Source organism: Pseudomonas sp. HN8-3 (assembly GCF_020790195.1).
GTDB classification, from domain to species: Bacteria; Pseudomonadota; Gammaproteobacteria; order Pseudomonadales; family Pseudomonadaceae; genus Aquipseudomonas; species Aquipseudomonas synxantha_A.
Genome location: NZ_CP086206.1, coordinates 1,739,215 through 1,751,839 on the forward strand (window position 1 = coordinate 1,739,215; position 12,625 = coordinate 1,751,839).

13 protein-coding genes are annotated in these 12,625 nt (G+C 60.8%); 7 read left to right on the forward strand and 6 right to left on the reverse strand.

From position 1 onward, the window contains the following. Positions 1-39: 39 nt before the first annotated feature. Positions 40-1,503, forward strand: coding sequence for a glyceraldehyde-3-phosphate dehydrogenase (locus LJX92_RS07885; RefSeq protein WP_032803369.1), 1,464 nt, complete (start codon positions 40-42; stop codon positions 1,501-1,503). Positions 1,504-1,624: 121 nt separating this feature from the next. Here the strand turns inward: LJX92_RS07885 and LJX92_RS07890 are convergent, their stop codons facing one another. Continuing rightward, the gene (locus LJX92_RS07890) at positions 1,625-2,158 is read right to left on the reverse strand and encodes a chalcone isomerase family protein (protein WP_078820627.1); all 534 of its coding nucleotides are present in this window, start codon (positions 2,156-2,158) and stop codon (positions 1,625-1,627) included. A gap of 213 nt (positions 2,159-2,371) precedes the next feature. On the opposite strand from LJX92_RS07890, the gene sthA reads away from it, so the two are divergent. Next, a complete protein-coding gene (sthA, locus tag LJX92_RS07895) occupies positions 2,372-3,766 on the forward strand; it encodes a Si-specific NAD(P)(+) transhydrogenase (RefSeq protein WP_056847305.1) in 1,395 nt (464 codons plus the stop codon). Positions 3,767-3,808: 42 nt separating this feature from the next. Here sthA and LJX92_RS07900 read toward each other — a convergent pair whose 3' ends face one another. Then, positions 3,809-4,531: a glycerophosphodiester phosphodiesterase gene (locus tag LJX92_RS07900; protein ID WP_003172585.1), complete on the reverse strand. Its 723-nt coding sequence runs from the start codon at positions 4,529-4,531 to the stop codon at positions 3,809-3,811. A 44-nt stretch (positions 4,532-4,575) separates the two neighbouring features. Then, complete coding sequence (locus LJX92_RS07905) at positions 4,576-5,154, reverse strand: PilZ domain-containing protein (RefSeq protein WP_148852348.1); 579 nt, start codon at positions 5,152-5,154, stop codon at positions 4,576-4,578. A 94-nt stretch (positions 5,155-5,248) separates the two neighbouring features. Here LJX92_RS07905 and LJX92_RS07910 point away from each other — a divergent pair, with 94 nt between their 5' ends. From LJX92_RS07910 to LJX92_RS07920, 3 genes are read left to right on the forward strand one after another with little or no spacing between them, the layout of a single operon-like run. Further along, positions 5,249-6,499, forward strand: coding sequence for a lipoprotein-releasing ABC transporter permease subunit (locus tag LJX92_RS07910; RefSeq protein ID WP_032877209.1), 1,251 nt, complete (start codon positions 5,249-5,251; stop codon positions 6,497-6,499). A 7-nt stretch (positions 6,500-6,506) separates the two neighbouring features. After that, complete coding sequence (gene lolD, locus LJX92_RS07915; protein WP_019818240.1) at positions 6,507-7,190, forward strand: lipoprotein-releasing ABC transporter ATP-binding protein LolD; 684 nt, start codon at positions 6,507-6,509, stop codon at positions 7,188-7,190. 60 nt (positions 7,191-7,250) lie between these two features. Next, the gene (locus LJX92_RS07920) at positions 7,251-8,495 is read left to right on the forward strand and encodes a lipoprotein-releasing ABC transporter permease subunit (RefSeq protein WP_005786190.1); all 1,245 of its coding nucleotides are present in this window, start codon (positions 7,251-7,253) and stop codon (positions 8,493-8,495) included. 117 nt (positions 8,496-8,612) lie between these two features. Here LJX92_RS07920 and LJX92_RS07925 read toward each other — a convergent pair whose 3' ends face one another. Together LJX92_RS07925 and LJX92_RS07930 are read right to left on the reverse strand one after the other, a co-directional pair. Beyond that, entirely contained in the window at positions 8,613-9,959 is a 1,347-nt protein-coding gene (locus LJX92_RS07925; protein ID WP_228309535.1) for a heavy metal sensor histidine kinase, read from the reverse strand. Continuing rightward, complete coding sequence (locus LJX92_RS07930; protein WP_005786195.1) at positions 9,956-10,636, reverse strand: heavy metal response regulator transcription factor; 681 nt, start codon at positions 10,634-10,636, stop codon at positions 9,956-9,958. The genes LJX92_RS07925 and LJX92_RS07930 overlap by 4 nt, the downstream gene beginning before the upstream one ends. Before the next feature lie 158 nt (positions 10,637-10,794). Here LJX92_RS07930 and LJX92_RS07935 point away from each other — a divergent pair, with 158 nt between their 5' ends. Then, positions 10,795-11,316 (forward strand): cupredoxin domain-containing protein, encoded by a 522-nt coding sequence (locus LJX92_RS07935; protein ID WP_228309536.1) that lies wholly within the window; start codon positions 10,795-10,797, stop codon positions 11,314-11,316. A gap of 66 nt (positions 11,317-11,382) precedes the next feature. Next, positions 11,383-12,213, forward strand: coding sequence for an NADPH-dependent 7-cyano-7-deazaguanine reductase QueF (gene queF / locus LJX92_RS07940; RefSeq protein WP_032877206.1), 831 nt, complete (start codon positions 11,383-11,385; stop codon positions 12,211-12,213). Positions 12,214-12,351: 138 nt separating this feature from the next. On the opposite strand, the gene LJX92_RS07945 is transcribed toward queF, so the two are convergent. Then, a complete protein-coding gene (locus tag LJX92_RS07945) occupies positions 12,352-12,618 on the reverse strand; it encodes a DUF4404 family protein (protein ID WP_228309537.1) in 267 nt (88 codons plus the stop codon). Between the last annotated feature and the right edge of the window lie 7 nt (positions 12,619-12,625).

A 12,625-nucleotide genomic window follows, 5' to 3' on the forward strand; every position in this document is an offset into this window, starting at 1 on the left:
GTCGGGCGACATAATGTAGCCCCTTTTTTCTGCCCCTACATGTGGAAGGTTCCCGTGACTCAGAAGCCCGACCAGTGTCTTGGTGAATGGATCGACCGTGAAGCACTCGCAGAAGCGATGATTCCGCTTATCGGCCAGCTGTACCGCAATAACAATGTGGTGAGCTCGATCTATGGCCGCAGCCTGATCAACCAGTCTGTCATCGCGATTCTCAAAGCCCACCGCTTTGCGCGCCATCGCTCCGCCGACGACAGCGAACTCTCCGTCCACGAAACATTCCCACTGCTTAAAGCCATGAGCGAGCTCAAGCTCGGCGCGGCCTCGGTAGACCTGGGCAAGTTGGCCTACAAATTCCGTAAAGAAGGTGCCGGCCGTAGCGCCGAGCAGTTCGTGCGTGAAGAGATGGCCGACGTGGTTGGCCAGCAAAACGCCGCGGCCCGCAAGGGCACCGACGTGGTGCTGTACGGCTTCGGCCGTATCGGCCGCCTGCTGGCGCGCATCCTGATCGAGAAAACCGGTGGCGGCGACGGCCTGCGCCTGCGTGCCATCGTGGTGCGCAAAGGCGCCGAGAACGACCTGACCAAGCGCGCCAGCCTGCTGCGTCGCGATTCGGTACACGGCTCGTTCAACGGCACCATCACCATTGACGAAGAAAACAACACCATTACCGCCAACGGTAACCTGATCCAGGTGATCTACGCGAAGAACCCGACCGAGGTGGATTACACCCAGTACGGCATCCAGGACGCCCTGCTGGTGGACAACACCGGCGTATGGCGTGATGCCGAGGGCCTGGGCCAGCACCTGGCTTGCCCGGGTATCGACCGTGTCGTGTTGACCGCGCCTGGCAAAGGCAAGCTCAAGAACATCGTGCACGGCATCAACCACGCTGAAATCACCGCTGACGACAAGATCGTGTCCGCCGCTTCCTGCACCACCAACGCCATCGTGCCGGTGCTCAAAGCTGTGAATGACAAGTTCGGTATCGTCAACGGCCACGTTGAAACCGTTCACTCGTACACCAACGACCAGAACCTGATCGACAACTTCCACAAGGGCGATCGCCGTGGTCGTAGCGCCGCGTTAAACATGGTGATCACCGAGACCGGTGCTGCCACCGCCGCCGCCAAGGCCCTGCCTGAGCTGGCCGGCAAGCTGACCGGTAACGCGATCCGTGTACCGACGCCGAACGTGTCGATGGCCATTCTCAACCTCAACCTTGAGAAAGCCGCCACCCGCGAAGAGATGAACGAGTACCTGCGCTACATGGCGCTGCACTCCGACCTGCACAAGCAGATCGACTTCGTCAACTCGCAGGAAGTGGTCTCCACCGACTTCGTTGGCTCGCGCCACGCGGGTGTGGTGGACGCGGAAGCGACCATCACTCAGGACAACCGTGTTGTGCTGTACGTGTGGTACGACAACGAGTTTGGCTACAGCTGCCAGGTGGTTCGCGTGATGGAAGACATGGCTGGGGTCAACCCGCCTGCGTTCCCGCGCTAAGCCTTTGGGCTGAATGAGAAAGCCCCGACTGGTTCGGGGCTTTTTTATGGCTGTGGATTTTGTGTCGCCTGGAGGGCCTCATCGGGGGCTTGCCCCCGATGGCGGTGCTACAGCCGACACATCAATTCAGCAACTTGTCGCGCAACTCATCAGACAGCCCTTTGGGCGCCAGCCAGATGCCCAGGTAGGCCCGCGCCAGTTCCTCATCACGACTGCTGAACACCACCTGCTCATTGATCTCCAGCTTCAACCCACGGCCCGGACGAAAATCCAGGGCATAACGATCACCGCTGCGGACGTTGCGAAAGCTGGCGTGCAACTGATCCAACTGCGGCTTTAATCGAGCATTGGCTTGCTGGCGTTCCAGGGTTACCGTGGCCGCCTTGATTACATCATCGCGGTCAATGTCGCGAAAGTAATACAACGCCAGGCGCACAGCCTTCTGTTGCTCCCAGGCTTGCTTTGCAGCGAGGTCAGCCGGTGCATACAGCGCCGCCGCATACACATCCGCCCAAAGATAGTTGAACACCGCCTGGTTTTTCAGGGCCAGCCCCTCGACCTGTGCGGGGAAGCTTGCCTGCTTGAGCCGCTTCGCATCGTTGGCGTGCGTCGTGAGCGACACTATCAGCATTAAACAAAAAAATAGTTGTCGCATAAGGCTCACCCTCAATTCGGCGCTGATTTGCGTCCTGTAGTATGGCAACACTGGCCTACGACGCGACCAAGGGTTAATGTTCGCGGCGCTCGGCCTTCTATAGACTGTGCCCCGGTTCACACACTTGAGCCAAATTGTCCTTCATGACCGCTGGCCGCGGCATGATTTAGCCCGGCGTCCAACCGTACGCCTGGCCTGTTCTGAGGAGTACGCATGGCTGTCTACAACTACGACGTGGTGGTACTGGGTTCCGGCCCGGCTGGAGAAGGTGCGGCGATGAACGCTGCCAAAGCAGGGCGCAAGGTGGCGATGGTCGATAGCCGTCGTCAGGTCGGCGGTAACTGCACCCACCTGGGTACCATCCCGTCCAAGGCGTTGCGTCACTCCGTGCGCCAGATCATGCAGTTCAACACCAACCCGATGTTCCGGGCCATTGGCGAGCCGCGCTGGTTCTCGTTCCCGGACGTGTTGAAAAGCGCCGAAAAAGTCATCTCCAAGCAAGTCGCTTCGCGTACCGGCTACTACGCCCGTAACCGCGTCGACTTGTTCTTCGGCACCGGCAGCTTCGCCGACGAGCAAACCGTCGAAGTGGTCTGCGCCAATGGCGTGGTCGAGAAGCTGGTGGCCAAGCACATCATCATCGCCACCGGTTCGCGCCCGTATCGCCCGGCGGACATCGATTTCCACCACCCGCGTATCTACGATAGCGACACCATCCTCAGCCTGGGCCACACCCCGCGCAAACTGATCATCTATGGCGCCGGCGTGATCGGCTGCGAATACGCCTCGATCTTCAGCGGCCTGGGTGTACTGGTGGAGCTGGTGGACAACCGTGACCAGTTACTGAGCTTCCTCGACTCGGAAATTTCCCAGGCGTTGAGCTACCACTTCAGCAACAACAACATCACCGTGCGCCACAACGAAGAGTACGAGCGGGTCGAAGGCCTGGACAACGGTGTGATCCTGCACCTCAAGTCCGGCAAGAAGATCAAGGCCGACGCCTTGCTGTGGTGCAATGGCCGTACCGGCAACACCGACAAGCTGGGTATGGAAAATATTGGGGTCAAGGTCAACAGCCGTGGCCAGATCGAGGTGGACGAGAACTACCGCACCTGCGTAACCAATATCTACGGTGCCGGTGACGTGATCGGCTGGCCAAGCCTGGCCAGTGCCGCCCATGACCAGGGCCGTTCGGCCGCCGGCAGCATCGTCGACAATGGCAGCTGGCGCTACGTGAATGATGTGCCGACCGGGATCTACACGATTCCCGAGATCAGCTCCATCGGCAAGAACGAGCACGAACTGACCAAGGCCAAGGTGCCTTACGAAGTGGGCAAGGCGTTCTTCAAGAGCATGGCGCGTGCGCAGATTGCCGGTGAGCCGCAAGGCATGCTGAAGATTCTGTTCCACCGTGAAACCCTGGAGGTCCTCGGCGTGCATTGCTTCGGCTACCAGGCGTCGGAGATCGTGCACATCGGCCAGGCGATCATGAGCCAGCCGGGTGATCTCAACACCCTCAAGTATTTCGTCAACACCACCTTCAACTACCCGACCATGGCCGAAGCCTATCGGGTAGCCGCCTACGACGGCCTCAACCGGCTTTTTTGAGCGGCTCCGGCCGGTGGCCTGAGCCGGCCGGGGAGACCGATTTCAGTAATTCCCGAGAGTGGCAGTGGCCAAACCGGGAAAGTCTGTAATCAGGCTATCTACGCCGAAGTCGGCGAGCCTGCGCATCAGCGCAGGTTCGTTGACCGTCCACACGGATACATGCAAACCCTGGCGCTGGGCTTTCTCCAGCCGCTCAGGGGTGCATAACGTCCAGTTCAATGCCAGGTACTCACAGCCGTAGTTCTGCGCGACCTTCAACGGGTCGAGCCAGGCGTACTCGGCCACCAGCCCGCGTGACAGGTCCGGGGTGAGTTCTACTGCGGCTTTCAACACCTCCCGTGAGCTTGACGTCACGGTGACCTTGTCCATCAGGCCAAAGCGTACGGCCATCTCACGGATCGCCAGCACGGTGGTTGCAGCGCGAGTGCGTGAAGCGCTTTTGACTTCCAGTTGCCAGTGATCGAAGTCGCACTTTTCGAACAGCTCCTCCAGGCGTGGGATCGGGCACGGGCTGACCCAACCCGGGCCGCCTTTGCGCGCGTCCATCTTCACCAGATCAGCCGCCGAGTACTCGACGACCTTGCCGCGCCGGTCGGCGGTGCGCTTGAGGGTCGGGTCATGGATGACCATCAGCTCGCCGTCCATGGACAGGTGCAGGTCCAGTTCGCAACGACGTACGCCGTGCTTGAGGCATTCCTGAAAACTGGTCAGGGTATTTTCCGGTGCTTCGCCTTTGGCACCGCGATGGCCGTAGATCAGGGTCACAGTTGCTCCTTTGCGCCAGGATCGCTGGCGGAATGAATAGGTATTCAGAGGTCGTCGCTTTGCTCTCGCGCCAGACGGCGTTCCTGCGCCTGTTTTTGCAGGATATAGCGCGCCAGCAGTTGGCGTTGGGCATCGGTCATGGATTCGAATTCCGTGCCCACTTCAAAGCCCTCGCCCCGGGGATCGCAATGGGTCACTCGTGCGCGCAGTAACAGGCCGAGCGCTTGGGGCATCAGCACCAGCTTGACTGCCAGATGGGTATCGGGGGCCAGCGGGGTAGGGTGCCGGAAGTCGATGCCGCCTTCGGAAAGAATCACCGGTTGCGGCGCGCCCACTTCAGCCAGCAGGCCGCGGGCCATGACTTGGCTGAGCAGATCCAAACGCTTGTTTTGCACTTTGAGGAAGGCCGCCAGGCTGCGATCTTTCTCGCTGATCTGACGCAGCAGGTGCTGGGCTTCGAATTCGCTCAGGTGCAGTTCGCTGAGCAGATTGAACAGCGGCGAATCATCCAGCAACACTTCCTTGCTCGCCGCGTCGGGGCCAGACAATGTGCTGATTTGAAGTGCGATCATGTCGTCGATACGGTAGTATTCGCGGCGCTCTTCTTCATCTAATGTCGACATGGCGAACCCCAGGTAACGGTAATGGTCTGAGTGTAAAGCTGCTTACCAGACCCCGCCACCGGGACGTCTTCTTTTCCTCCGAACAAGCCCCGACATGTTCAGACCTCTCTTCGTATTTATCGGCACGCGTTATACCCGTGCAAAGCGTCGCAATCATTTTGTGTCGTTCATTTCCTTGACCTCGATGATCGGTCTCGCCCTGGGCGTGGTCGTGATGATCGTGGTGCTGTCGGTGATGAACGGCTTCGATCATGAGATGCGTACCCGCGTGCTGGGCATGGTGCCCCACGCGACCATCGAGGGCGATGCGCCCATCAACGACTGGCAAAGCCTGGCCGCCAAGGTCAAGCAGAACCCCAAGGTGGTGGCGGTCGCGCCGTTTACCCAGATGCAGGGGTTGCTGACCAACGACGGCAAGGTGCAGAAGATCCTGCTCAATGCCATCGACCCGGCCCAGGAACGCAACGTCTCGATCATCGACAAGTTCATGCAGCAAGGTAAGCTCGACGACCTGGCCCCTGGCAGTTTCGGCATCGTTATCGGTGACAAGGCCGCGGCCAAGCTCGGTGTGGGCGTTGGCGACAAGCTGACCTTCGTCGCTCCGGAAGTCACCGTGACCCCGGCGGGCATGTTCCCGCGCATGAAGCGCTTTACCGTGGTCGGCACCTTCCACGTCGGCGCCGGCGAGATCGACGGTTACATCGGCCTGACCAACCTTACCGACCTGGCCCGCCTGCATCGCTGGCAGCCGGACCAGGTGCAGGGCCTGCGGCTGAAGTTCAACGACCTGTTCGACGCCCCGCGCGGCGCTTGGGAAATCGCCCAGCACTTGGGTGAATCCGAGTATTACGCCCGCGACTGGACCCGTACCCACGGCAACCTCTACCAGGCCATCCGCATGGAGAAGGCCATGATTGGCCTGCTGTTGCTGCTGATCGTCGCCGTGGCTGCGTTCAACATCATTTCCACGCTGGTGATGGTAGTGAACGACAAGAAGGGCGATATCGCCATCCTGCGTACCCTGGGCGCCACGCCGGGGCAGATCATGGCGATCTTCATGGTGCAGGGCACCGTGATTGGCGTGGTCGGCACCCTGATCGGTACCGCGGTGGGCATTCTGGCCGCGCTGAACGTCAGCGCCGCCATCGCCTTGCTTGAAAAAGTGATCGGCCACAAGTTTCTCAACGCTGACGTCTACTTCATCGACTACTTGCCGTCCCAGGTGCAAACCCAGGACGTGCTGATGGTGGGCGGCGCCGCGTTGGTCCTGAGCTTCCTTGCCACCCTGTATCCAGCCTGGCGCGCGGCACGTACCCAGCCAGCACAGGCATTACGTTATGAGTGAATCGGGCATGAGTGAAAAAGCAATCCTGAGCTGCCGCAACCTGGGCAAATCCTACGAGGAAGGCCCGGAATCGGTGGTCGTGCTGTCGAACCTGCAACTGGAGCTGCATCCGGGCGAGCGCGTGGCGATCGTCGGCAGTTCCGGCTCCGGCAAAAGCACCTTGCTGAACCTGTTGGGCGGCCTCGATACGCCGTCCCAGGGCAGCGTATGGCTGGCCGGCGAAGAACTGTCGGCGTTGAATGAAAAGGCCCGTGGCCAACTGCGTAATCGCTCGTTGGGCTTTGTGTACCAGTTCCACCACCTGCTGCCGGAATTCACCGCCCTGGAAAACGTGTGCATGCCGCTGTTGATCGGCAAGACCGCGATCCCGGAGGCGCGCCAACGTGCCACCGCCTTGCTGGAACGCGTCGGCCTCGGCCATCGCCTGGAGCACAAGCCGGCCGAACTGTCCGGCGGTGAGCGCCAGCGTGTGGCGATTGCCCGCGCCCTGGTGAACAACCCTGGCCTGGTGATGCTCGACGAGCCGACCGGCAACCTCGACTCCCACACCGCCCAGGGCATCAAGGACTTGATGCTGGAGCTGAGCACCCAGATGCGCACCGCGTTCCTGGTGGTGACCCATGACATGAGCATGGCCCGGCAGATGGACCGCGTGTTGCACCTGCAGGAAGGTCACCTGGTCGCCATCTGACCTGTTTCAAGCCTGGCGCCTGGCGTCGGGCTTTTTCATTTTTTCAGGCGGTGTACGCGAATGTTCAGACCGTTATCCATTTTCATCGGCACGCGCTATACCCGCGCCAAGCGCCGTAACCGTTTTGTCTCGTTTATCTCGATGACCTCGATGATCGGCCTCGCCCTGGGCGTATTGGCCATGATCGTGGTGCTGTCTGTGATGAACGGCTTCCAGCGCGAAATGAGCTCGCGCATCCTCGGCATGGTGCCCCACGCCACCATCGTCGGCGTAAAGCCGATTGATGACTGGCAACCGGTGGCGGCTGCCGCGATGAAGAATCCGCAAGTTACAGCTGCGGTACCGTTCACACAGATGGACGGCATGTTCTCCTACAAGGGCGCCATGCAGCCGATCGAGATCAGCGGCGTCGACCCGGCCCAGGAAGGCAAGGTGTCGATCGTGACCCAGCACATCGTGCGCGGCAAACTGGACGACCTCAAACCCGGTGAGTTCGGCGTGGTGGTCGGTGATATCACCGCGCGGCGCTTTCGCCTGAACGTGGGCGACAAGCTGACCCTGATCGTCCCGGAACTCAGCAGCGCCCCGGGTGGCATCACGCCGCGTATGCAGCGGTTGAACGTGGTGGGCATCTTCAAGGTCGGCGCCGAGCTGGATGGCTCCATGGCCCTGATCCACATGGCCGACGCGGCAGAAATCCAGCATTGGCAGCCCAACCAGGTGCAAAGCGTGCGCCTGGCGGTGAAGGACCTGTACGCAGCGCCCAAAGTCTCGGCGGATATCGCTGCCAGCCTCGGCGCGGCTTACAAGCCGGATGACTGGACCCACACCCAGGGCAGCCTGTTCAGCGCGATGAAGATGGAAAAGACCATGATCGGTCTGTTGTTGCTGATGATCGTCGCAGTCGCTGCGTTCAACATCATCGCCACGTTGATCATGGTGGTGAACGACAAGGGCGCGGACATCGCGATCCTGCGCACCATCGGCGCCACGCCTCGGCAGATCATGGCGATCTTCATGGTGCAGGGCACGGTGATCGGCGTGGTCGGCACCTTGATCGGCGGCGTGCTGGGGGTAATTGCAGCGCTGAACGTGAGCGAACTGGTAGGTTGGCTGGAGCGGGTGAGCGGGCAGCATATCTTTAGTTCGGATGTGTATTTTGTCAGCAACCTGCCTTCGGAGCTGCAAGGTGGGGATGTGTTGCTGATTTGCTCGGCGGGGTTTGTGTTGAGCTTTTTGGCGACGATTTACCCGGCGTATCGGGCGGCGAAGATTGAGCCGGCCCATGCCTTGAGATATTCGTAAGGTCTTAGACCGCTATCGGGGGCAAGCCCCCTCCCACACTGGACCGCGTTTATAAAGGAACAATGAGGTCAAAATGTGGGAGGGGGCTTGCCCCCGATAGGGCCGGCCCAGCTTGCATCAATCTCCCTTGGGCAACTCAATCACAAACCTTGTCCAGCCCGCCTGCGACTCACAATAAATCCTCCCCCCATGCGCCCGCACAATCGACTGGGTAATCGCCAACCCCAGCCCCGCATGTTCACTGCTGCCTGGCCGCCTTGACGGGTCGGCTCGGTAGAACCGGTCAAACAGCCGCGGCAACAGCTGCGCAGGAATACCTTCCCCGGTGTTCTCAACTGTCAGTGTCACGCCACTCTCTATGCGCACCCGCACTTCACCGCCTGGTGGGGTAAACCGCAGCGCGTTATCCAGCAAGTTCGACAAGGCCCGGCGCAACATGCCGCGATCGCCCAGCGTATGGGCGCTGCCTTCGCGTACCAGCGTGACCTGCGCATCCTCTGCCAGCAGGGTAAAAAACTCCAACAGTGCGTCGACCTCATCGCCCAGATTCAGGGCTTCACGGTTGGGCGTCAGCAAGCCGTGGTCGGCCTTGGCGAGGTACAGCATGTCGTTGACCAGTTGTGCCATCCATTGCAACTCCTCGAGGTTGCTGTGCAGTGCCTCGCGGTAATCCTCCAGTGGGCGTGGCTGGGTGAGAATGACCTGGGTTTGGGTCAGCAGGTTCGATAGCGGGGTACGCAGTTCGTGGGCGATATCGGCGGAAAACGCCGAGAGGCGTTGGAACGCGTCGTCCAGGCGCTCCAGCATGGCGTTAAAAGCTTGGGCCAGTTCCGCCAGCTCCACCGGCATTTGCGCCTGGGGCAGGCGTTGGGTCAGCGAGTGGGCTGATACGCTGGCGGCCACCTCGCCCATGCGCCGCAACGGTCGCAACCCACTGCGCGCAGCCCAGGCGCCGAGCAGGGCGGTAGCGAGGGCCGAGAGGCCGACGGTCAGCCAGATCAAGCGTTGCATATGCTCCAGGAAGTGCTGGTGGTGGGTGATGTCGAGTATCAGGCTCAGCTGTGGCGAACCGGGTTGGCCGGGCGTCAACGGCGCGTTGTACACACGGTAGTCGGTGCCTGCGTTTTGCAGGCTGTGCAGGCCCGGGGCGGCGGGCACGCTGAGGTTCGGCGCACCGTCCACCCAGCGCTGGCCGGCCGCCGTGATGCGCACGGTGAAGTCGGGCTGGTGATCCAGCTCGGCGCGCAATTGCGGGCCGCGCAGGGCGAAGGCTTCACGTGAGTCGACACCCTGCAAGGCACTGCGCAGGGCCACCAGCTTGCTGTCGAGCAGTTGCTGGTCCAGCTCGACGAAGTGCGCTTCGCTGGCGCGATTGAACAGTACGCCGGCGATCAACGAGACCACCGCGGTGCAGGCGGCAAACAGCAGCGCCAGGCGGCTGGTCAGGGACAGGCGCTTGATCACGTGAAGCGCTCCTCCAGCACGTAACCCATGCCGCGCACGGTGTGGATCAGTTTGTTGGGGAAGTTATCGTCGACTTTCAGGCGCAGGCGGCGGATCGCCACTTCGATAATGTTGGTGTCGCTGTCGAAATTCATGTCCCACACCTGGGACGCGATCAGCGTCTTGGGCAGCACCTCGCCCTGGCGACGCAGCAGCATTTCCAGCAGGGCAAACTCCTTGGCGGTGAGGTCGATGCGCTGGCCGTCGCGCTCGACGCGGCGACGGATCAGGTCCAGGCGCAGGTCGGCCAGTTGCAGGGTGGTTTCCTGCGGTGTGCTGCTGCCACGGCGTAACAAAGTGCGCACCCGGGCCAGCAGTTCGGAAAAGGCGAAGGGCTTGACCAGGTAGTCGTCGGCGCCCAGTTCCAGGCCATGAACGCGGTCTTCCACGGCATCGCGAGCGGTGAGGAACAGCACCGGCATGTCCAGGCCGGCACTGCGCACCGCCTGCAGGATCTGCCAGCCGTCGCGGCCCGGAAGCATCACATCGAGGATCAACAAGTCATAATCCCCGCTCAGCGCCAGGTGTTGGCCGGTCGTGCCGTCGGCCACCAGTTCGGTGGTAAAGCCAGCCTCGGCCAAGCCTTGACGCAGATAGTGGCCGGTTTTGGGTTGGTCTTCGACGATCAGCAGTTTCATGTTGGGCTCTTGGCAAGGGGTAAGCGCGGGCCTTTATACCGTGGGCGCAAGGGTATGGGCGCAAGCTGACAAAGTTGTAATCTAGCAGTCAGCTGGCTGGCAGCGAGGCTATCTTAAAGTGCGGCCCAAGCTGGTCACCTATTTTTGGAGCGTGAGAAATGGCGTTGCGTACATCCCTGTTAACGGCGGGCTGCTTATTGGCGCTTAGCTTCAATGCGCTGGCGGATGCGGCTCATGGTTACGCGTTCGGCCAGCCGGCTCCGGCAGCCAAGGCCACGCGTACCGTGGAAGTCACCCTGCAGGACATTGCCTTCGAGCCCAAGAGCCTGGACGTAAAAGCCGGTGAAACCGTGCGGTTTGTACTGGTCAACAAAGGCCGGTTGCTCCACGAATTCAACCTGGGCGACGCGGCGATGCATGCCGCTCACCAGAAAGAGATGCTGCAGATGCAAGCCAGCGGCATGCTCACCGCCACCGGTATGGGCAAGATGGACCACAGCGCCATGGGCCACGGCGATATGGGCGGCATGAAGCACGACGATCCCAATAGCGTTTTGGTGGAGCCAGGCCAGACGGCCGAACTGACCTGGACCTTCACCAAGACCACTGGCCTGGAGTTCGCTTGCAACCTTCCCGGCCATTATCAGGCGGGCATGGTCGGCAAACTGACCGTTGAGTGAGGCGTTTGTTAAGGCCGGGGGCAAAGGCTGGTAGACTGGCGCGGTTTATTTAGCCAGGTTTCCGCCATGCATCCCGCAGCCGAACATTCGCCGCTGGGCAAGTCCAGTGAATACATCTCTACCTATACGCCTTCGTTGCTGTTCCCGATTCCGCGTGCCGCCAAGTGGGCCGAACTGGGCCTGAGCGCCGACACCCTGCCGTACAAGGGCGTGGATTTCTGGAACTGCTTTGAATTGTCCTGGTTGCTGCCATCGGGCAAGCCGGTGGTGGCCATCGGTGAGTTCAGCATTCCGGCGGACTCGCCGAACATCATCGAGTCCAAGTCGTTCAAGCTGTACCTCAACTCGCTGAACCAGACTGCGTTTGCCGATACGCAAAGCCTTGAAGCTACCTTGCGCACTGACCTCAGCGCCGCTGCCGGCAAGCCGGTGACCGTGCGCATCCGCAGCCTGGCCGACATCGAGGCCGAAGGTGTGATGGCGTTGCCGGGTGCGTGCATTGACGGCCTGGATATCAATGTCAGCAGCTACGAGCACCCGCGCCCGGAGCTGCTGCGCTGTGATGACTCGCGTGTTGTTGAGGAGAGCGTGCACAGCCACCTGCTCAAATCCAACTGCCCGGTGACCAGCCAGCCCGATTGGGGCAGTGTGGTGGTGGAGTACCGTGGCGCGGCGCTGGATCACGCCAGCCTGCTGGAATATATCGTCAGCTTTCGCCAGCACTCGGACTTTCATGAGCAGTGCGTGGAACGCATCTTTCTCGACCTGCAGCGCTTGCTCAAGCCGGAGAAGTTGACGGTGTATGCGCGCTATGTGCGTCGAGGAGGGTTGGATATCAACCCGTACCGCAGCACTGAGAACACCCAATTCCTGAACGTGCGCCTGGCGCGCCAGTAAGCCTGCACACAAAACTAAATGTGGGAGGGGGCTTGCTCCCGATAGCGGCGTGTCAGTCACAGCATCTGTGTCTGAACTTCTGCTATCGGGAGCAAGCCCCCTCCCACATTTTGGTTTTTTGCTGGGCCTGTGTTCGGGTTAGATGCCGATATTGCCCAGGGTGATCATGATATTGCGCAATGTCCCGGAAATGACCGGGTGTTCAGCGTCGAACTCTATGGCCGCTTGATTCACATCGTCGGAAATACTGGGTGTCTGAGTCGCCGGTTCAAGTTCGAGTTGTAATTCAAACTTGGCAATCAGGGCTTCCAGCGCTTTACGTTTTTCTTCCGACAGCGGCGGGTCCTGTTCCAACTGCCCACGCAGAATCTCGACCTGTTCTTCCAGCTTTTTGCGATCAGGCATGACGTTC